This window comes from Microbacterium sp. Ag1 (assembly GCF_001005635.1).
Lineage (GTDB): Bacteria > Actinomycetota > Actinomycetes > Actinomycetales > Microbacteriaceae > Microbacterium > Microbacterium oxydans.
This window is the reverse complement of the sequence record NZ_LBCR01000033.1, coordinates 225932-246604: the sequence shown is the minus strand read 5'-3', so window position 1 is coordinate 246604 and position 20673 is coordinate 225932. Positions and strand designations below refer to the sequence as shown.

The following is a 20673-nucleotide window of genomic DNA, read 5'->3' as shown; positions in this document are numbered from 1 at the left end:
CATGACCGAAGAACACCGCTTCGGATTCCGCACCAGAGCCCTCCATGCGGGGGGAACGCCGGATGCCGCCACCGGGGCCAGGGCGGTGCCGATCTACCAGACCACCTCGTTCGTCTTCGACGACGCCGCGGATGCCGGCAACCTGTTCGCCCTGCAGAAGTACGGCAACATCTACTCGCGTATCGGAAACCCGACGGTCGCGGCTCTCGAAGAGCGCCTCGCATCGCTGGAGGGTGGAATCGGCGCCGTCGCGACGGCTTCCGGGATGAGCGCGGAGTTCATCACGTTCGCGGCCCTGGTCGGAGCAGGCGATCATGTCGTCGCCGCCGCCCAGCTCTACGGTGGCACGGTCACGCAGCTCGACGTCACGCTGCGTCGCTTCGGGGTCGAGACCACGTTCGTCGCCTCGACCGATCCCGAGGACTTCGCCGCCGCGATCCGTCCGGAGACGAAGGTGGTCTACGTCGAGATGATCGGCAACCCCTCCGGGGAGATCGCCGACATCGAAGGGCTCGCCGAGATCGCCCACGCGGCCGGTGTCCCGCTCGTGGTCGACGCGACGCTCGCCACGCCCTACCTCGCCCGTCCGCTCGAGCACGGCGCCGACATCGTCATCCACTCCGTGACGAAGTTCCTCGGAGGACACGGCACCACCCTCGGCGGCGTCGTCATCGAGAAGGGCGCTTTCGACTGGGGCAACGGCAAGTTCCCGCAGATGACCGAACCCGTCGAGTCGTACGGCGGCATCAAGTGGTGGGACAACTTCGGCGAGTACGGTTTCCTCACCAAGCTCCGTTCCGAGCAACTGCGGGACATCGGCCCCGCGCTCAGCCCGCAGTCGGCGTTCAACCTCCTCCAGGGGATCGAGACCCTTCCACAGCGCATGGACGCCCACCTCGCGAACGCCCGCGTCGTCGCGGACTGGCTCGCCTCGGACCCTCGTGTGGCCTACGTCACCTGGGCCGGGCTCGAAGGACACCCGCACCACGCACGCGCAGCCAAGTACCTGCCTCTCGGTCCCGGCTCGGTCTTCGCGTTCGGGGTCGCGGCGCCGGACGGTCGCGCGGCGGGGGAGACCCTGATCGAGAATCTGCAGCTGGCCTCGCACCTCGCGAACATCGGCGACGCGCGCACGCTTGTGATCCATCCGGCCTCGACGACGCACCGGCAGCTCACAGAGGATCAGCTGGTCGCCGCGGGCGTGCGTCCCGACCTCATCCGCATCTCAGTCGGTCTGGAAGACGCCGACGACATCATCTGGGACCTCGACCAGGCCCTCACCACGGCGACGGGAGCGAACCGATGAGCACGACGAGTCCGGGCGATGCCTGCGCGCTGCCGGCTGTGACCGATGCGGCGACGTGTGCACTGCCCGGTGGGACTCCCGTCGCGGTCGCGGCGCCGGGGCGCACCTGGAGCGGACCGACCCAGCAGGAGCGCTTCGGCCTGCTGCGACGCGCGAGGTCGATCGCGATCGTCGGGGCGTCGAACAACCCCGCCCGCGCGTCCTACTTCGTCGCGACCTACCTGCTCTCCAGCACGAACTACGACGTCTACCTGGTGAACCCGCGGGAGACCGAGATCCTCGGGCAGCCCGTCTACGCGACCCTGAGCGATCTGCCCGTCGTCCCCGACATCGTCGATGTGTTCCGACGCCACGACGACCTGCCCGGCGTGGCACAGGAGGCCATCGAGGCGGGCGCGCAGACGCTGTGGCTGCAGCTGGGCTCGTGGAACGAGGATGCCGCGGCGATCGCCGAGGGCGCGGGGCTGTCCGTGGTGATGGACCGTTGCATCAAGATCGAGCACGCGCGGTTCCATGGCGGACTCCACCTGGCCGGCTTCGATACCGGTGTGATCAGCTCCCGTCGCCAGCTGCGCGCGAGATGAGTCGCGCCGGGGCGAAGCCTAGACTGACCGCATGCCTCTCATCGCACTCACCGGCGGTATCGCTTCCGGGAAGTCGACCATCGCCCGCCGCCTGGCCGAGCACGGTGCCGTCATCGTCGACGCCGATCAGATCGTTCGCGATGTGCAGTCTCCCGGTTCGCCGGTGCTCGTCAGGATCGCCGAGACCTTCGGCGACGACGTCATCTCCTCGGACGGCTCCCTCGACAGGGCGGCGCTCGGAGCGAAAGTGTTCGGCGACCCCGCTCTCCTCGCGCAGCTCAACGCGATCGTCCACCCCGCGGTCCGTGAGGAATCCCAGCGGCGCTTCGATGCGGCCCTCCGCGGCGACCCGGATGCCGTGGTCGTCTACGACGTGCCGCTCCTGGTCGAGGCGAGGGTGGACGATCCGTGGGATCTCATCGTCGTCGCGCACGCGCCGGCTGATGTGCGTCGCCAGCGGCTCGTCGAGCTCCGCGACATGGGTGAGCGCGCAGCTCAGGAGCGTATCGACGCCCAGGTGTCCGACGATCGTCGTCTCGCGATCGCCGACGTCGTGATCGATACGTCCGGCACCGTGGAGAGCACGATCGAGCAGGCCGACGCGCTCTGGCAGCGGATCAGTTCGCGGTGACGTTCGCGGGTCACGCCCCGGGATCACGCGAGTACCGCCGGCTCCTCGTCGGTCTGTTCTTCGCCGGAGTCGCGACATTCGCCCAGCTGTACTCGGCCCAGGCCGTGCTGCCGCAGATCTCGGCCGAGCTCTCGGTCACACCGGCGACAGCTGCGCTGAGTGTGTCGGCCGCGACGCTCGGCCTGGCGCTGGCCGTCATCCCCTGGTCGATGGTGGCCGATCGCATCGGCCGCGTGCCCGCCATGGCCACCGGGGTGCTCACCGCCACGGGACTCGGCCTCGTCGCTCCGCTGAGCGGGGAGATCGCCGCGCTGCTGGTCCTGCGATTCGCGGAGGGGATGGCGCTGGGGGCCGTACCCGCAGTGGCACTGGCCTATCTCAGCGAAGAGGTCGAAGTACGTCATACCGCCGCTGCCGCGGGGAGCTACATCGCCGGGACCACGGTCGGTGGACTGCTCGGGCGCATCGTCTCGGGGATCATCGGGGAAGTGGGAGGCTGGCGGACCGGCATCCTCTCGGTCGCGGTCATGTGTGCGCTCGCCGCCGTTCTGTTCCTCTGGCTCACACCCCGCGCCAGGGGATTCGTCCCCGGTCGTCTGCGCACCGATCGAGGGCCCGGCATCCTGGCGAAGCTCCTGGCGCCTCTGCGTTCACCTCTGCAGTGGGCCCTGTACGCGCAGGGATTCCTGCTGATGGGTGCCTTCGTCGCGGTGTACAACTACCTCGGGTTCCATCTCTCGGCCGCACCGTTCCTCCTTCCCGCCTGGCTGGTCACTCTGCTGTTCCTGGCATACCTGGCCGGCACGGTGTCGTCGCCGTGGGCCGGGGCGCTCGCCTCGCGGGCCGGGCGATTCCCGGTCCTGCTCTCCTCGATCGGAGTGATGGCCGTGGGTGCCGCACTGCTGCTGCTTCCGGTGGCCGGCGTCGTCCTGGCCGGGCTCGTGCTGTTCACCGCCGGGTTCTTCGGCGCGCACGCCATCGCCTCGGGGTGGACGCCCGTCGCGGCCGACCCCGCCAGCAGGGCACAGGCATCCTCGCTGTACTACTTCGCCTACTACGCCGGGTCGAGCGTGTTCGGGTGGCTGCTCGGTCTCGTGTTCGGTGTGACGACCTGGGGCTGGTTCGTCGCCGTCATCGTCGCGATGTGCGGTGCTGCCGCGCTCGCGGCGGTCGCCGCTCTCCGTGGTGCCGAGAGCGGCCGCCCCGCCGTCTGAGAGGATCCCATCATGCAGCTGCAGTTCCTGGAAGCGTACGACCGTCAGCTCCGCACACATCCTGAGATCGCGGGGGCATCGAACGTGGTGGGGCACGGACCGCTCCTGATGGCGACGTTCCCCGGCGGACGCGGCTTCGTCACGTATGCCGAGCTCGGCGACGCGGATGCGGACGACGTCGCGCTGTTGGTCGACGCGGCGGCCGACCACTTCGCGGGGGGTCGGGAGGTGAGGTCGGTCGAGTGGAAGACCCGCGGTCACGATCGTGCCCCCGGCCTGCACGACGCTCTTGTCGCTCGCGACTTCGTGCCGGAGGAGCCGGAGTCCATCATGATCGGTGAGGCCCGCCCGCTCGCGCGGCACGTCGACGTTCCTGAGCACGTCACGATCAGGCGGAGCCGTAGTGATGCCGACGTGTTCGCGGCGGGTGAGATGCAGGGCCGCGTCTTCGATGACCCCGACTGGCGTTCGAGGTCGGAGGAGCTCGTCGTGCACCTGCGCGAAGACCCTTCGGCGGAGCTGTGGATCGCTGTCGTGGACGACGAGGTGATCAGCGCCGGGAGGCTCGAGCCGGTGGCCGGCACCGAGTTCGCCGGTCTCTGGGGCGGTGCGACGCTCCCGGAGTGGCGAGGCCGCGGCATCTACCGCGCTCTCACGGCGGAGCGGGCGCGCTCGGCTCTCGCGCGTGGGGTCCGCTACCTCCACTCCGATTCCACTGAGTTCTCGCGCCCGATCCTGGAGCGGTCGGGACTGGTGAAGGTGTCGACGACAACGCCGTACGTGTGGACTCCCGTGCGAGGCTGATCCTGCGCGACGGCCTCGATGTCGGAGGGGCGGCATACGCTGGAGGTATGCAACCCACGCGCAGTGTCCGCCCCTTCGAGGTCATCAGCGAGTATGAGCCGGCCGGAGACCAGCCGAAGGCCATCGCCGATCTGGCGGCGCGCATCAATGCCGGTGAGACAGACGTGGTGCTTCTCGGCGCGACGGGTACCGGCAAGTCCGCCACGACGGCCTGGTTGGTCGAACAGGTCCAGCGTCCCACGCTCGTGCTCGCGCACAACAAGACCCTCGCCGCCCAGCTCGCGAACGAGTTCCGCGAGCTCATGCCCAACAACGCGGTCGAGTACTTCGTCTCGTACTACGACTACTACCAGCCGGAGGCGTACGTACCGCAGACCGACACCTTCATCGAGAAGGACTCCTCGATCAACTCCGAAGTCGAGCGACTGCGGCATTCGACGACCAACTCGCTGTTGAGCCGACGCGATGTCATCGTGGTCTCCACAGTGTCCTGCATCTACGGACTCGGGGCGCCGGAAGAGTATCTGCGGGCCATGGTCGCCCTCCAGGTGGGGGAGCGCTATGACCGCGATGCGCTCATCCGTCAGTTCATCGCCATGCAGTACAACCGCAACGATGTCGACTTCTCGCGGGGCAACTTCCGTGTGCGCGGAGACACCATCGAGATCATCCCCGTCTACGAAGAGCACGCCATCCGCATCGAGCTGTTCGGTGACGAGATCGAGGCGCTGTACTCGCTGCATCCGCTGACCGGCGAGGTCATCGAGAAGCTCGACGCCGTGCCGATCTTCCCGGCATCGCACTATGTGGCCGGTACCGACGTCATCCAGCGCTCCATCGGCACGATCGAGCACGAGTTGGAAGAGCGCCTCGCCGAGTTCGAACGTCAGGGCAAGCTCCTCGAGGCGCAGCGTCTGCGCATGCGCACGACCTTCGACCTGGAGATGCTCCAGCAGCTGGGCTTCTGCTCCGGCATCGAGAACTACTCGCGTCACATGGACGGTCGCATGCCCGGCGAGCCTCCGCACACGCTGCTCGACTTCTTCCCCGACGACTTCCTGCTCGTGATCGACGAGTCGCACGTGACGGTGCCGCAGATCGGCGCGATGTACGAGGGCGACGCATCCCGCAAGCGCACGCTGGTCGACCACGGGTTCCGTCTTCCGAGCGCGATGGACAACCGTCCGCTGCGCTGGGACGAGTTCAAGAACCGCATCGGACAGACGGTGTACCTCTCGGCCACTCCCGGGAAGTACGAGATGGGGATCGCCGACGGCGTCGTCGAGCAGATCATCCGCCCGACCGGCCTCGTCGACCCGGAGATCGTGGTGAAGCCGTCGAAGGGGCAGATCGACGACCTGCTCGAGGAGATCCGCGTGCGGGTCGAGCGTGACGAGCGTGTGCTTGTCACGACTCTCACCAAGAAGATGGCCGAGGAGCTCACCGACTTCCTCGGCGAGCACGGTGTGCGTGTCCGCTACCTGCATTCCGATGTCGACACGCTGCGCCGCGTCGAGCTGCTCAGTGAGCTGCGCGCTGGCGTGTACGACGTTCTCGTGGGTATCAACCTCCTGCGCGAGGGCCTCGACCTTCCAGAGGTCTCCCTCGTGGCGATTCTCGACGCCGACAAGGAGGGGTTCCTGCGCTCGGGTACGTCTCTGATTCAGACCATCGGCCGTGCGGCACGAAACGTGTCCGGTGAAGTGCACATGTATGCCGACAAGATGACCGACTCCATGACGAAGGCGATCGAGGAGACCGACCGACGTCGGGAGAAGCAGGTCGCGTACAACAAGGAGAACGGCATCGATCCGCAGCCGCTCCGCAAGCGCATCGCTGACATCACCGAGGTGCTGGCCCGTGAAGGTGCCGACACGGCGGAGATGCTGTCGGGTCGTGGCCGCGCGACGGGCAAGGGCAAATCGCCGACGCCCAACCTGCGTCGTACCGGGATCGCCGCCGAGGGCGCGCAGCAGCTCGAGGCCACCATCCAGGATCTGTCCGACCAGATGCTCGCGGCTGCGGCGGAGCTCAAGTTCGAGCTCGCCGGGCGTCTGCGCGACGAGGTGCAGGATCTCAAGAAGGAACTCCGCGCCATGGAGCGCGCCGGACACGCGTAAGCGGGGACGAACGATGGACGCTGCGGGGAACGAGCTGGCGGATCGTGTGCGCGCGTTGCTCGGAGCAGACACGGAGATCGAAGAGCGGCGCATGTTCGGCACGAGAGCGTTCCTCGACGACGGGCACATCCTGGTGGGCGCGCGTCCCGGGGGGGTGCTGCTGGTCCGTGTGGCGGATGAGGACGGCGCCGCGCTGCTCACCGAGCCAGGCGCGGCACGCGCGGTGATGGGGGCGCGCACCATGAGTTCGGGGTGGCTCGACGTTTCGCAGACGGCGATCGAAGACGACACAGCGCTCATGTTCTGGCTGGATGTCGCTCGAGAGTCCGCCGTTTCGAGGGCGGAGAGCTCGGGGCAGGGCTGATACGGATCCCCGCGCTCTCAACGGCCGCGTGCCAGGGCGCGGTCGGCCGCTCGCCCTAGGGGCAGTGCACCAGCGTTTTGGGCCCGGAGCGGTCGATCTCGTGCTGCGTCATCGGAGCCCCGCAGAGAGGGCAGGCGCGTTCGGCCCGCTCGGCCGCGCTGGGTGGGGGCGTCTTCTCGTACGGGCCGACGGAGGCGGGTCCTGCGAACCGGATGAGGTTCGTGTTCACCCAGGAGTACAGTCCTCCTGCTTCGCGGATGCGAGTGCGGAGGGGCGGGCGGTCGGAGTCCTGTGCCATGTTGATTAGTGTACTAACTATTAGTGCAGATGTATAGTCTCCCTTGTGACCCCCACCGACGACCTGCTCCGGCTCGAGAACCAGCTCTGCTTCGCCCTGGTGACAGCGGCACGCAACGTCGTCGCCCTGTATCGACCGATCCTCGAGCCACTCGGCCTGACGCACCCGCAGTACCTCGTCATGCTGGCGCTCTGGGAACGAGCTCCTCGCACGCTGAACGACCTGGCTGGCGACCTGGCCATGGAGCCCGCGACCGCATCCCCGCTGGTGAAGAGGCTCGAGGCGGACGGGCTGGTCGCGCGTCAGCGAAGCACCGAGGACGAGCGGCGACTCGAGATCACTCTGACGTCGGCGGGCGCTGCGCTGCGCGAGCGCGCGGTGGAGGTTCCGCACCAGGTGATGGCCGCGGTCGGTATGGGAATCGACGAGATCGCGGCGCTCCGCGACGGTCTGGGCCCGTTCGCCGGGCGCCGTCCCGACCTCGGCTGACCTGTCGTCGGCGTCCGGCTCTGCCGGAGGTGATGGCGGTCCGGGGGAGACGCAGCCCCTAGGGTGGGGGCATGTCCCGCTCCGAGCCCTCGGTCCCGGTGCATGAGACTGCCAGGTCGAATCGCCCACGGATGCTGCTGCTTCCGCTCGTCGCGATCGCCGGCTTCTTCACGACGATCATGTTCGCTGCAGCGGCGCAGGGGCTTCCGCAGTTCGGGGGATGGCTCGCCGATGCCGAACCACGGGTCGGCGAGGGCACGGGGCCGACGGCGCCGGCGGAGACCGCACCCCCTCCGATGGATCCACCGGAGGACTCTCCGCTGCTCGCGATCATCGGATACGTCCTCGCCGCGCTCGTCCTCGCCGCCGTGCTCGCGATGGTGTTCTTCGGCGCCCGCCTCCTGATCCGCTACCTCGTCGGCCTCTGGCGCGACCGTCCTCTCGCGCGCCGAACGGCGTCGGCCTTGGATGCACACGTCGTCGCAGTGCCTGCAGCCGGGGGCGACCCGGACGAGGCGACGATCCGGCGCGGCATCGCGGAGGCGCTGCGGACAGTCGATGACCGGTCCCGACCCGGCGACAGCATCATCGCGGCGTGGGTGGGGCTGGAGGAATCCGCGGCGGATGCCGGTGCGGGGCGCGGTGTCAACGAGACGCCCTCAGAGTTCACCGTGCGCATCATCGGCAGACGCGCCGGGATCACCGACGACGTCGTCACCCTGCTGGGCCTCTACGAACGCGTCCGCTTCGGCGGTCACGATGCCGACGAAGACGATCGTGCCCGAGCTGCCGAGTGTCTTCGCGGCATCCAGGAGGGGTGGCGATGAAGAAACGGGTCCTCGTCGTGAGCGTCGGTGTCATCGGCGCCGCGGGCGTCCTCCTCCTGCTCGGACAGCTGGGGTTCCCCGAGCCGTTCGTGCTCGCCTGGATGATCCTCGCCCTCGCGGTGGTCTTCGCCTGTCGTCAGGAGTTCATCGAGGTCGGACCCGAGTGGCCTCCGGAAGCGCCGAGCCGCAGTTCGCACGGCTCTGAGGTCTCCCGCATGGCATGGGCGATCAACACCCGCACGGGGGTCGCCGGACACGTCGTCGTGCGTCGCGTGCAGGCGGTGCTGCGAAGACGCCTCGCCCTGCGCGGTCTCGACCTCGACGACCCCGCACAGCACGCACGCATCGACGCACTCCTCGGCGAGGGGGTGCGGGACGCCCTGCACCGTCGCGAGGTGCAGCGCACCGACATCGAGATGGTGCTCGATGCGATCGACAGAATCCCCAACGACATGGAGGAGCCCGGATGACCAACCAGGAGACCACGCAGATCGCCGAGACCGGGCGTCGGGTGCTCGACAGCGTCCGTGGAGCCGTGGTCGGGATGGACGAGCCTCTCACGATCGCCCTCGCCGCGATCCTCGCTGGCGGCCATGTGCTGTTCGAAGACGTCCCGGGCCTCGGCAAGACACTCGCCGCGCGGAGCCTGGCTTCGGCGCTCGGCCTCGACTTCCGACGTCTGCAGTGCACCCCTGACATGCTTCCCGGGGATGTCACGGGCTCCTACGTCTACGCACCGGCCACCGGCGAGTTCGTGTTCCGGCCGGGGCCGATCTTCACCGGATTGCTCCTTGCCGACGAGGTGAACCGCACCACGCCGAAGACGCAGTCGGCGATGCTGGAGGCGATGGCGGAGCGTCAGGTGACGGTCGAGGGCAACAGCTTCGCCCTACCGCGTCCCTTCCATGTGATCGCCACGTCGAATCCCATCGAGTACGAGGGAACGTACGCGCTTCCCGAGGCGCAGCTCGACCGCTTCATGGTGCGGCTCGCGGTCGGCTACCCCGTGCCGGAGGACGAGACCCGCATCATCCTCGACCGCGTGAGACGGCAGAGCCCGGATGCCTCCGTCGAGTCCGTCGTCGACGGAGCAGGGCTCCTCGCGATCCAGGCGGCGGTCGAACGGATCCACGTCGATGCCGATGTCGCGAGGTACTGCGTCGAGCTGACGAGGGCCACCCGGGACGCGGCGCACGTCGCCGTCGGCGCCTCTCCTCGGGGATCACAGGCTCTCGTCCTGCTCGGCCGAGCACTCGCCGCCCTGGATGATCGCGACTACGTCCGACCGGACGACATCAAGCGCATCGCGGGGTCCGTCCTCGCTCACCGACTCACGCTGACGCCGCAGGCCTGGGCCCAGGGAGTGGATCCTCGTTCGGTCGTCGCGACGGTGGTCGCCGTGACTCCGGTTCCTCCGACAGTGGCTGCGGTACGGTGACAGAGTCGGTCCGCGTCACGGCGCGCTCGCATGTGCGCTGGAGTCGGACGCCTGTGATCGCGATAGGACTCGCGGGTTCGGCGATCGTCGCAGCCGCCGGCCTCGTGTTCTCTCGGCCCGATGTGGTCGGTATCGGTCTCCCGCTCGCACTGGCGACGGTGTGGGTACTGCTGCGCCGTCCCTGCGACGGCGTGCTGTCGATCGAGCTGCGGGCACGGCCGGAGGGTTTCGCCCCTTCGTCGGATGTGGTGGGGGCGGTGGGCGCCGACCTCGATACCGGCTGGCTCCAGGTCGCGGTCGACCAGGAGGAACGGCGGTCCGGGGTCGCCGACGTGTTGCCGGGGCGCTCCATCCTGACATCGCGCAACCGGCTGCAGCACTCTGGTCCTGTCGAGCTCCTCGGCGTGACGGCCCGAGGAGTGGCTCTCGACGGCGCCTGGGTGTCGGAGCCGGCACCCCGCGTCGCGCTGGAGTGGCACGCGCCACCGAGGCAGGAGCGCATCGGGCAGCTGCCGGTCGCGCCACGGCTCACGGGCCTGCACGGTGCCCACGAGGGGTCTCGGCCCGGACAGGGCGGCGATTTCCGAGACATCCATCCGTTCGCCCCCGGTGACGAGCTGCGTCGTGTCGACTGGCGGGCGACCGCGCGCGCCGCCCGTCGACCCGGCGACCTGCTCGTGCGACGCACCGTCGCCCTCAGCGACTCATCGGTGGTGATCGCGATCGACACCGCAGAGGACCTGGGAACGGTCGTCGCATCCTGGGGAACGGACGACGCCGACCGATCGGGTGTCACCTCCCTGGACCACGCCCGCGAAGCCGCGCTGTCGATCGCGACCGCTGCGATCGGCGTCGGGGATCGCGTGTCGTACCACGCACTGTCGCCCGGCGGCCGGAGCCTTCCCGCCGGCGGCGGCCCGCGTCACCTCGCCCGCCTTCGCGACGTGATCGCGGCGACGGGTCAGAGTGAGGGCGACCCCCGGTATCGCCGGTCGCCGGTCGTGCCGCCGGGTTCCATCATCTTCGTACTCTCGACGTTCTTCGACGGCGCCGCCGCTCAGCTGGTCACTCGCTGGCGGGCGTCAGGCCACGCCGTGGTGGCCGTCGACGTCCTCCCTGCACCGGAGGAGAGCCGACTCACGCGTGAACAGCGCATCGCGTTGCGCACCCTGCTGGCGGAGCGCTCCGACATCCTCGTCGAGCTCGAGCACGCCGGCGTCGAGGTCGTCAGATGGACGGATTCCGATGCCGACGTCGCGATGAGGCTCGCGGCTCTTCGCCAGCAACGGATGCGGATGGTACGGAGGTGAGGCGCCGACTCCGATCGTTCCGGGTGCGGGCGGCCGTTCCGGGGGTCGTCGTCCGACTGCTGGTGGTGGGTATCGCGTGGGGAGGGGCGCTCGTGCTGGTCCCCTTCCCGTTGTGGCAGGGCGTCGCCGTGATCGCCGCAGCGCTCGCCGTCGTGCTCCCACGTTCCCTGGCCGCCTGGCTGGCAGCCGCATGCCTCGTGTTCGGCATTCTCCTGACGGACCCGGATCCGGGGCGCACCGCTCTGGCAGTGCTGCTCGTGCATGCGATCCACGTGCTCGGATCGTTGAGCCTGGTGATCCCGATCTCCTCGCGTGTCGCGCTTCCCGTTCTGGGGTCGAGTCTCGCGCGTCTCCTCGTCATCCAGCTGCTGGCGCAGCCCGTCGTGTTCGGCGTGTGGCTGCTCGCGCCTTCGGATGTCGTGCACGGCCTCACCCCGCTCGCACCGCTCGCCGCCGCGGCGCTCGCCGTCGGAGTTCTGCTGGCCCTGCACGCCGCCCGGAGAGCGGACGCTCACCCCCGAGAGTCCGAACGGGTGGAGGGGGAGAGCATCGCGGTGCGGCACGACGGAGCCAATGTCCGTGGCCCCTCGTAGACTTGTCCGGTGCCCATCGTCCCCGTTGCCTCCCCCGGAAAACTCAGTGTCCGCGGTGCCCGCGTCCACAATCTCAAGAACGTCGACATCGACATTCCCCGCGACTCGCTCGTCGTGTTCACCGGCCTGTCCGGATCGGGAAAGTCCAGCCTCGCGTTCGACACGATCTTCGCCGAGGGGCAGCGCCGCTATGTCGAATCGCTGAGCGCGTACGCGCGCCAGTTCCTCGGTCAGGTGGATCGGCCCGACGTCGATTTCATCGAAGGGCTGAGCCCCGCCGTCTCGATCGACCAGAAGTCGACCAACCGCAACCCGCGGTCCACGGTCGGCACGATCACCGAGATCTACGACTACATGCGACTGCTCTGGGCGCGCATCGGCATCCCGCACTGCCCTGAGTGCGGCGAGCGGATCCAGCGTCAGACGGTGCAGCAGATCGCGGATCAGCTCATGGAGCTCCCCGAGCGCACGCGGTATCAGGTGGTCGCGCCGATCGTCTCGCAGAAGAAGGGCGAGTTCGTCGACCTGTTCCGGGAACTGGGCGCGAAGGGGTACTCACGCGCGATCGTCGACGGCGACCTCATCCAGCTGGCCGAGCCTCCCACGCTCAAGAAGAGCTACAAGCACGACATCGCCGTGGTGGTCGACCGCCTGGTCGCATCCGACGACATCCTGGGACGCGTGACCGACTCGGTCGAGACGGCGCTGGGACTCGCCGGCGGTGTGGTGCAGATCAACTACGTCGACGGCGAGGGCGACGACGCCTGGCAGACCTTCTCCGAGAAGCTCGCCTGTCCGAACGGCCACGCTCTCACGCTCACCGAGATCGAACCGCGCACGTTCTCGTTCAACGCGCCGTTCGGAGCCTGCCCCGCATGCTCCGGCCTCGGCACGCGCATGTCCGTCGACGTCGACCTGATGCTCGGTGACGAAGACCTGTCGATCCGCGAGGGCGTCATCATCCCGTGGACCACGCAGGGCAAGGGGCTGTTCCAGTACTACGAGCGGCTGCTCGAGGGACTGTCGAACGACCTCGACTTCTCGTTGGATACTCCGTGGCGTGAACTGCATTCCGATGTGCAGAACGCTGTGCTGCGTGGCGAGAACTACAAGGTCTCCGTGAAATGGAAGAACCGCTACGGTCGCGAGATGCGCTACACCTCGGGCTTCGAGGGTGTGGTGCCCTACATCGAGCGCCAGTACCTCCAGGCCGAATCGGACAACCAGCGCAACCGCTGGGGCGAGTACCTCCGCGAGGTGCCGTGCCCCGTGTGCGACGGCGACAGGCTCAAGCCCGAGGTCCTCGCGGTGCAGGTGCACGGGCACTCGATCGCCGAGGTCTCGCACCTGAGCCTGGCCGACGCGCGTGCCTTCATGGAGACGCTCACACTCACCGAGCGCGAAGCCAAGATCGCGGCTCAGGTGCTGCGTGAGATCCGCCTTCGTCTCGATTTCCTGCTGCAGGTGGGTCTGTCCTACCTCAACCTCAGCCGCTCGGCGGGGTCGCTGTCCGGTGGTGAGGCGCAGCGCATCCGTCTCGCGACGCAGATCGGCTCCGGACTGACCGGAGTCCTCTATGTCCTGGACGAGCCGTCGATCGGTCTGCATCAGCGCGACAACCGCCGTCTGATCGAGACGCTGCTCACGCTGCGCGACCTCGGCAACACGCTGATCGTCGTGGAGCACGACGAAGAGACGATCGAAGCAGCGGACTGGGTCGTCGACATCGGCCCCGGCGCGGGCGTCAACGGCGGTGCGGTGGTCCACTCCGGACCGTACTCCGCCCTGCTCGCCGACACGGACTCCATGACCGGGGAGTACCTGTCCGGCCGTCGTGAGATCCCCATGCCGAAGAAGCGCAGGAAGATCGACAAGAAGCGGATGCTGAGCGTCGTGGGCGCTCGGGCGAACAACCTCCGCAATGTCACCGCAGACTTCCCGCTCGGCGTCCTCACCGCAGTCACCGGGGTCAGCGGCTCCGGGAAGTCGTCTCTCGTCAACGACATCCTGTACCAGGTGCTGGCGTCGCGGCTGAACGGTGCGAGAACCGTTCCCGGCAAGCACACGCGGGTCACCGGACTCGACAACCTCGACAAGGTCGTGCACGTCGACCAGGCCCCGATCGGTCGCACCCCGCGGTCGAACCCGGCCACGTACACGGGAGTGTTCGACCGCATCCGCACCCTGTTCAGCGAGACGCCCGAAGCGAAGGTCCGCGGTTACCAGCCCGGACGCTTCAGCTTCAACGTCAAGGGCGGCCGGTGCGAGGCCTGCTCGGGCGACGGCACGATCAAGATCGAGATGAACTTCCTGCCCGATGTGTACGTCGACTGCGAGGTCTGCCACGGCAAGCGCTACAACCGCGACACGCTCGCCGTGCACTACAAGGGCAAGAACATCGCCGAGGTGCTCGAGATGCCGATCGAGGAGGCAGCCGAGTTCTTCGAGCCGATCCAGGCGATCCACCGCTACATGAAGACGCTCGTCGACGTCGGGCTCGGGTACGTGCGACTCGGCCAGTCGGCGACGACCCTGTCCGGTGGTGAGGCGCAGCGCGTCAAGCTCGCGACCGAGCTCCAGCGACGCAGCAACGGACGCAGCATCTACGTGCTCGACGAGCCGACGACGGGTCTGCACTTCGAAGACGTCCGCAAGCTCCTCGAAGTGCTCAACGGACTGGTCGACAAGGGCAACACGGTCATCGTGATCGAGCACAACCTCGACGTGATCAAGTCCGCGGACTGGGTGATCGATCTCGGCCCTGAGGGCGGTTCGGGCGGCGGACAGATCGTCGCCACGGGTACCCCGGAGCAGATCGCGCGCGTCGAGGAGAGCCACACCGGTCTCTTCCTCGCCGAGATCCTGGGTGAGGGGCGCTCCGCGCGGAAGGCCAGCTGATGGCCGACGTGTTGCCGTACAAGCCGCGGGCCGGAGAGATACCCACCGACCCCGGCGTGTACCGGTTCCGCGACTCGGCCGGTCGCGTGCTCTACGTGGGGAAGGCGAAGAACCTCCGGCAGCGGCTGTCGAACTACTTCGCGCCGCTGCGGACCCTGCACGAGCGGACCCGACGCATGGTCACGACGGCGTCGTCCGTCGAGTGGACGGTGGTCCCGACCGATGTCGACTCGCTCCAGCTCGAGTACATGTGGATCAAGGAGTTCGATCCGCCCTTCAACGTGCGGTACAAGGACGACAAGTCCTATCCCTTCATGGCTGTCACGCTCGCAGACGAAGCACCGCGTGTGATCGTCACGCGCAACCGGAAGATCCCCGGCGCTCGCTACTTCGGCCCTTTCCCGAAGGTGTGGGCCGTGCACGAGACGATCGACCTGATGATCAAGGCGTTCCCGATCCGCACCTGCAGTGACTCCAGCTACCGTCGCGCCATGCAGACGGGCAGGCCGTGCTTCCCCGGCCAGATCGGCAAGTGCGGTGGTCCGTGCTCGATGACGGTGAGCATCGAGGAGCACCGTGCCATGGTCGACGATTTCGTCGCCTTCATGGCCGGTGGTGATGAGCGCTTCACGCGCGAGCTCACGAAGCGGATGCTGGCCGCGTCGGCGGCGATGGACTACGAGGCCGCAGCCAAGTATCGGGACAAGCTCTCGGCCATCGAAGCTGTGCTGGGCAAGAGTGCACTCGTGCTCCCCAGTGATGAGGACGCCGACCTGTTCGGCATCGCCGAGGACGAGTTGGCGGCGGCGGTGCAGCACTTCGTCATCCGCGGCGGCAGGGTCCGTGGTGTGCGTGCTCTGACGATCGAGAAGGAGATCGACATCTCCAGCGGCGAACTCGTCGAGCAGGTTCTCCAGCAGGCCTACGGCGAAGCGCAGGACGTGCCGCGGCGTATCCTGGTGCCCACGCTGCCCGACGACGCCGCGGAGCTCGAGCTGTGGCTGCGTGAACGCCGCGGCAAGAAGGTCGAGATCGCGGTGGCGCAACGCGGCCAACGCGCAGATCTCATGCGCACGGCGACCTTGAACGCACAGCAGGCGTTGATCCGTCACAAAACACGGCGCACGACCGACTACGTCGCCCGCACGCAGGCTCTCACCGACCTGCAGGAGGCGCTCGGGATGGACGAAGCGCCGCTGCGGATCGAGTGCTTCGACATCTCGCACCTCGGCGGTACGAATGTCGTCGCCTCGATGGTGGTGTTCGAGGACGGCCTGCCCCGCAAGGACCAGTACCGCTCGTTCAACATCGCCGAGACCACGGATGACACCGACTCGATGTATCAGGTGCTTCGTCGTCGCTTGGCCTACCTCGACCGACCCGAAGAGCCGGAGGCCATCGACCCGACGACAGACGAGGTCGTCGGGGAAGATGTCGGCGAGGCGACAGCACGTCGGAAGCCCCGCTTCGCGTATCCACCGCAGCTGCTTCTGGTCGACGGCGGACAGCCTCAGGTCGAAGCAGCAGCCAGGGCGCTCCGTGATGCGGGACACACCGAGATCGCGGTGTGCGGCATAGCGAAGCGACTCGAAGAAGTCTGGCTTCCCGGCGAGGAATTCCCGGTGATCCTCCCGCGCACGAGCGAAGCCCTCTATCTGTTGCAGCGGCTTCGCGACGAGGCACACCGGTTCGCGATCACGCATCAGCGCAAGAAGCGGCGGAACGACATCGGCTCCGTCCTCGCCGAGGTTCCCGGGCTGGGTGCCGCGCGCATCAAGGTGCTGCTCAAGCACTTCGGTTCGGTCACCGCTCTTCGCGCGGCAGAACCGGGGCAGATCGAAGAGGTCCAGGGGATCGGTCCCGTGCTCGCCCAGAACATCCACACGCACCTCTCCACTCGCTAGGCTGGAGGTCGAGGGGGAGAGGGAGCACTGAGCGATGTCTGACGGGGAAAAGGGCGAGTTCCTCATCGTCACGGGAATGTCCGGCGCGGGTCGGACGACGGTGGCGAACGCACTCGAGGACCTCGGCTGGTACGTGGTCGACAATCTGCCCCCGCAGATCCTGCGTCCTCTGCTCGATCTGACCGACATGGGTGGCACGGCGCTGCCCAAGGTCGCCGCCGTCGTGGACGTCCGTGGACGCAACCTCTTCGACGACTTCCCCGGTGTGGCGCGTGCGCTGCGTTCCCGTGGCTCCGTCCGCGTGCTGTTCCTCGACGCGTCGGACGACGTGCTGGTGCGTCGATTCGAGTCCGTGCGCAGACCGCATCCATTGCAGGGGGAGGGGACTCTGCTCGACGGCATCCGCACCGAGCGTGAGCGCCTCGCCCCGATCCGCGAAGGCGCGGACCTGGTGATCGACACCTCGATGCTCAACATCCACCAGCTCGCAACGCACGTCTCCGACATCTTCTCGGCGGAGGGCGAGGCGCGGCATCGGGTCACGTTGCTGAGCTTCGGATTCAAGTACGGGCTTCCGACCGACGTCGACATCGTGGCAGACATGCGATTCCTGCCGAACCCGTTCTGGAACGAGGAGCTGCGCGGTCAGACGGGACAGGACGAGCCCGTGCGCGAGTACGTCCTCTCCCGCGAAGGCGCGATGGAGTTCCTGGACTCCTATTCGAAGGCGCTGGTGCCCGTGCTCGAGGGATACCAGCGCGAGAACAAGAGCCACTCGACGATCGCTATCGGCTGCACCGGCGGGAAGCACCGTTCCGTGGCGATGTCGGAAGAGCTGGCGCGCCGCCTCGCTGCGATCCCCGGAGTGGCCGTGAACGTCCGTCACCGGGACCTGGGCCGAGAGTAGCGGGCCGTCCGGCCGAGTAAGCTGGACGTTTGCGTCGCGATCCGGCGCGTGAACGTGAAGGAGTGTCGTGGCACTAACCACCGACGTCAAGGCCGAGCTGGTCAGCATCCGCAACGCACCCCCGACGGTGCGAGTCGCGGAAGTGACCGCCATCCTCCGGTTCGCCGGTGGTCTGCATTCGATCGCCGGCCGTGTGGCCGTGGAGGCCGAGGTGGATGCCGAGACTCTCGCACGACGCGTCGCCCGCGACCTCGCCGAGATCTACGGCGTGCGCCCGGAGATCGCCCAGGTGCAGTCGAGCACCGCGAACGACGGTGCACGCTGGGCTGTGCGCGTGATCGCGCAGGGGGAGACCCTGGCCCGTCAGACGGGTCTGCTCGATCAGCGTCGACGGCCCGTCCGTGGGCTTCCCAACCGGCTCACCACCGGTTCCCGGGCCGAGGTCGCCGGCTTGTGGCGCGGCGCGTTCCTCGCGGCCGGCAGCCTGAGCGAGCCAGGACGCTCCGCCATGCTCGAGGTCGTCTGCCCGTCCTCGGAGGCGGCCATGGCTCTCGTCGGCGCCGCGCATCGACTCGGGGTGGCCGCGAAGGCCCGTGAGGTGCGCGGTATGCCGCGCGTGGTCGTGCGCGAAGGCGAGGCCATCCGCACCATCCTGAACGAGATGGGAGCGCAGAAGACCGCGATCGCCTGGGAGGAGCTCCGCCAGCGCCGCGAGGTCAGGGCCGGCGTCAACCGTCTGGTGAACTTCGACGACGCGAACCTGCGCCGTTCCGCGCAGGCCGCCGTTGCCGCGTGCGCGCGTGTCGAGCGTGCCCTCGAGATCCTGGCCGACGAGGTCCCCGATCATCTGAAGGTGGCGGGCGAGCTCCGTCTCGCGCACCGTGATGCCAGCCTCGACGAGCTGGGACACCATGCCGACCCGCCACTGACGAAGGACGCCGTCGCCGGTCGCATCCGTCGCCTGCTGGCGATGGCGGACAAGCGCGCGCAGCAGGAGGGCATTCCCGGAACGGAAGCCGCCGTCCCCGTCGGACTCGACGTCTGATCCGCATCCGCGACCAAGGCCCGTCGTCCGGCATCCGGACGGCGGGTCTTCGTCATACGGCGGAAGGATCGGGGCCGTGGCCGCGTTGTCGTCAGTAGGATGAATCACGTCCGCTCTACGCCGCACATCGGCGGCGCGGAGGATCGGCAAGCGCCGCGGCGCGGCGCGGATTGGATGAAAGCGATATGGCGACCTACACGCTCCCCGACCTTCCCTACGACTTCGCAGCCCTCGAGCCGCACATCAGCGGCAAGATCATGGAGCTGCACCATGACAAGCACCACGCGACCTACGTCGCCGGCGCGAACACCGCTCTCGAGCAGCTCGCCGAGGCTCGCGAGAGCGGCAACCTCGCGAACGTGAACAAGCTCGAGAAGGACCTCGCCTTCAACCTCGGCGGTCACGTCAACCACTCGATCTTCTGGACCAACCTGTCGCCGAACGGCGGAGGTCAGCCCGAGGGCGAGCTGAAGGCCGCGATCGATGAGTACTTCGGCTCGTTCGAGAAGTTCCAGGCGCACTTCACCGCCGCGGCCACCGGAATCCAGGGCTCCGGCTGGGCGGTGCTCAGCTGGGACTCGATCGGCTCGCGCCTCATCATCCAGCAGCTCTTCGACCAGCAGTCGAACACGGCGCAGGGCACCATCCCGCTGTTCCAGCTCGACATGTGGGAGCACGCCTTCTACCTCGACTACCTCAACGTGAAGGCCGACTACGTCAAGGCCGCGTGGAACATCGCCAACTGGGAGAACGTCGCCCAGCGCCTCGAGGTCGCCCGTCAGCAGACGAACGGCCTGCTGGTACTGTCGTAATCGGGTCGCGTCCCGACGGGCCACGGCTCGTCGGGACGCCCTCTCAGCCAAAAAACCCCGCACCTCACGCTCGCTGGAAAGCCGCGTGCGATGCACGAGAAACAGGGAGACCTGAGTGTCTGTCAAGATCGGTATCAACGGCTTCGGCCGCATCGGACGCAACTACTTCCGCGCGGCTCTCGCGCAGGGAGCAGACCTTGAGATCGTCGCCGTCAACGACCTCACCGACAACAAGACCCTGGCGCACCTGCTGAAGTACGACTCGGTGGGCGGCGTCCTCGACGCCGAGATCAGCTACGACGACGAGAGCATCACCGTCAACGGCAAGACCATCAAGGCGTTCGCCGAGCGCGACCCCGCAGGCCTCCCGTGGGGCGAGCTGGGCGTCGACATCGTGATCGAGTCGACCGGCTTCTTCACCAAGGCCGAGCTCGCCAAGAAGCACATCGAGGCCGGCGCGAAGAAGGTCCTCATCTCGGCTCCCGGTACGGGCGTCGACGGCACGTTCGTCATGGGCGTGAACGAGGACACGTACAACCCGGAGACCGACCACATCATCTCCAACGCGTCCTGCACCACGAACTGCCTCGCGCCGCTGGCTCAGGTCTTCAACGACGCGTTCGGCATCGACCGCGGTTTCATGATGACCGCGCACGCGTACACCGCCGACCAGAACCTGCAGGACGGCCCGCACAGCGACCTCCGTCGTGCCCGTGCCGCTGCGATCAACATCACCCCGGCATCGACCGGTGCGGCCAAGGCCATCGGCGAGGTGCTCCCTGAGCTCCAGGGCAAGCTGAGCGGCTCGTCGTACCGCGTGCCGGTTCCCACCGGCTCGATCGTCGACCTCACCCTCATCACCGACCGTGAGAACCTGACGGTCGACGAGGTCAACGAGGCCTACAAGAAGGCCGCCGCCGACGGTCGCCTCGCGGGTTACCTCCAGTACAACGAGGACCCGATCGTGTCGAGCGACATCGTGCACAACCCGCACTCCTCGATCTTCGACTCGACGCTCACCAACGTGAGCGGCAACCTGATCAAGGTGTCCAGCTGGTACGACAACGAGTGGGGCTACTCCAACCGTCTCGTCGACCTGACCGAGTACGTGGCCGAGCGCCTCTAAGCT

The 20673-nt window shown here is 67.9% G+C and carries 20 protein-coding genes; 19 read left to right on the top strand and 1 reads right to left on the bottom strand.

Annotated elements, in window-relative coordinates; genetic code table 11:
• The first annotated feature begins 1 nt into the window (after position 1).
• The 7 genes from AAY78_RS16090 to AAY78_RS16060 are packed head-to-tail and all read left to right on the top strand — an operon-like array spanning position 2 to position 7023.
• The gene (locus AAY78_RS16090; protein ID WP_046749284.1) at positions 2–1306 is read left to right on the top strand and encodes an O-acetylhomoserine aminocarboxypropyltransferase/cysteine synthase family protein; all 1305 of its coding nucleotides are present in this window, start codon (positions 2–4) and stop codon (positions 1304–1306) included.
• Positions 1303–1890 (top strand): CoA-binding protein, encoded by a 588-nt coding sequence (locus AAY78_RS16085; protein WP_082108725.1) that lies wholly within the window; start codon positions 1303–1305, stop codon positions 1888–1890. The genes AAY78_RS16090 and AAY78_RS16085 overlap by 4 nt, the downstream gene beginning before the upstream one ends.
• 31 nt (positions 1891–1921) lie before the next feature.
• Positions 1922–2521, top strand: a complete 600-nt coding sequence (gene coaE / locus AAY78_RS16080) for a dephospho-CoA kinase (RefSeq protein WP_046749283.1) — start codon at positions 1922–1924, stop codon at positions 2519–2521.
• Positions 2518–3735 carry an MFS transporter gene (locus AAY78_RS16075; protein ID WP_052748814.1) on the top strand — a complete coding sequence of 406 codons (1218 nt, stop codon included), beginning with the start codon at positions 2518–2520 and terminating at the stop codon, positions 3733–3735. The genes coaE and AAY78_RS16075 overlap by 4 nt, the downstream gene beginning before the upstream one ends.
• 12 nt (positions 3736–3747) lie before the next feature.
• Positions 3748–4539 (top strand): GNAT family N-acetyltransferase, encoded by a 792-nt coding sequence (locus AAY78_RS16070; RefSeq protein WP_046749281.1) that lies wholly within the window; start codon positions 3748–3750, stop codon positions 4537–4539.
• A 47-nt stretch (positions 4540–4586) separates the two neighbouring features.
• Positions 4587–6659 carry an excinuclease ABC subunit UvrB gene (gene uvrB, locus AAY78_RS16065; protein ID WP_046749425.1) on the top strand — a complete coding sequence of 691 codons (2073 nt, stop codon included), beginning with the start codon at positions 4587–4589 and terminating at the stop codon, positions 6657–6659.
• Positions 6660–6672: 13 nt separating this feature from the next.
• A complete protein-coding gene (locus AAY78_RS16060) occupies positions 6673–7023 on the top strand; it encodes a TfoX/Sxy family protein (protein WP_046749280.1) in 351 nt (116 codons plus the stop codon).
• A 55-nt stretch (positions 7024–7078) separates the two neighbouring features.
• On the opposite strand, the gene AAY78_RS19590 is transcribed toward AAY78_RS16060, so the two are convergent.
• Positions 7079–7321 (bottom strand): hypothetical protein, encoded by a 243-nt coding sequence (locus AAY78_RS19590; RefSeq protein WP_105724504.1) that lies wholly within the window; start codon positions 7319–7321, stop codon positions 7079–7081.
• A 45-nt stretch (positions 7322–7366) separates the two neighbouring features.
• On the opposite strand from AAY78_RS19590, the gene AAY78_RS16055 reads away from it, so the two are divergent.
• From AAY78_RS16055 to gap, 12 genes are all read left to right on the top strand, one after another.
• Positions 7367–7810 (top strand): MarR family winged helix-turn-helix transcriptional regulator, encoded by a 444-nt coding sequence (locus AAY78_RS16055; RefSeq protein WP_046749279.1) that lies wholly within the window; start codon positions 7367–7369, stop codon positions 7808–7810.
• A 71-nt stretch (positions 7811–7881) separates the two neighbouring features.
• Positions 7882–8637, top strand: a complete 756-nt coding sequence (locus AAY78_RS16050) for a DUF4129 domain-containing protein (RefSeq protein WP_046749278.1) — start codon at positions 7882–7884, stop codon at positions 8635–8637.
• On the top strand, positions 8634–9107 hold the full coding sequence (locus AAY78_RS16045; RefSeq protein ID WP_231589733.1) for a hypothetical protein: 474 nt from the start codon (positions 8634–8636) through the stop codon (positions 9105–9107). The genes AAY78_RS16050 and AAY78_RS16045 overlap by 4 nt, the downstream gene beginning before the upstream one ends.
• Positions 9104–10075 (top strand): AAA family ATPase, encoded by a 972-nt coding sequence (locus tag AAY78_RS16040; RefSeq protein ID WP_046749276.1) that lies wholly within the window; start codon positions 9104–9106, stop codon positions 10073–10075. The genes AAY78_RS16045 and AAY78_RS16040 overlap by 4 nt, the downstream gene beginning before the upstream one ends.
• Positions 10072–11385, top strand: coding sequence for a DUF58 domain-containing protein (locus tag AAY78_RS16035; protein WP_231589732.1), 1314 nt, complete (start codon positions 10072–10074; stop codon positions 11383–11385). Before AAY78_RS16040 ends, AAY78_RS16035 begins: the two co-directional genes overlap by 4 nt.
• The gene (locus tag AAY78_RS16030; RefSeq protein WP_127012089.1) at positions 11382–11978 is read left to right on the top strand and encodes a hypothetical protein; all 597 of its coding nucleotides are present in this window, start codon (positions 11382–11384) and stop codon (positions 11976–11978) included. The genes AAY78_RS16035 and AAY78_RS16030 overlap by 4 nt, the downstream gene beginning before the upstream one ends.
• A gap of 9 nt (positions 11979–11987) precedes the next feature.
• Positions 11988–14876: an excinuclease ABC subunit UvrA gene (gene uvrA, locus AAY78_RS16025; RefSeq protein WP_046749273.1), complete on the top strand. Its 2889-nt coding sequence runs from the start codon at positions 11988–11990 to the stop codon at positions 14874–14876.
• Positions 14876–16780 carry an excinuclease ABC subunit UvrC gene (uvrC, locus tag AAY78_RS16020; protein ID WP_046749272.1) on the top strand — a complete coding sequence of 635 codons (1905 nt, stop codon included), beginning with the start codon at positions 14876–14878 and terminating at the stop codon, positions 16778–16780. The genes uvrA and uvrC overlap by 1 nt, the downstream gene beginning before the upstream one ends.
• 34 nt (positions 16781–16814) lie before the next feature.
• Complete coding sequence (gene rapZ / locus AAY78_RS16015; protein ID WP_046749271.1) at positions 16815–17687, top strand: RNase adapter RapZ; 873 nt, start codon at positions 16815–16817, stop codon at positions 17685–17687.
• A 67-nt stretch (positions 17688–17754) separates the two neighbouring features.
• Positions 17755–18732, top strand: a complete 978-nt coding sequence (whiA, locus tag AAY78_RS16010) for a DNA-binding protein WhiA (RefSeq protein WP_017830285.1) — start codon at positions 17755–17757, stop codon at positions 18730–18732.
• Between the two features lie 185 nt (positions 18733–18917).
• Positions 18918–19544 (top strand): superoxide dismutase, encoded by a 627-nt coding sequence (locus AAY78_RS16005; protein ID WP_025105027.1) that lies wholly within the window; start codon positions 18918–18920, stop codon positions 19542–19544.
• Between the two features lie 115 nt (positions 19545–19659).
• Positions 19660–20670 carry a type I glyceraldehyde-3-phosphate dehydrogenase gene (gene gap / locus AAY78_RS16000; protein ID WP_046749270.1) on the top strand — a complete coding sequence of 337 codons (1011 nt, stop codon included), beginning with the start codon at positions 19660–19662 and terminating at the stop codon, positions 20668–20670.
• Positions 20671–20673: the final 3 nt, after the last annotated feature.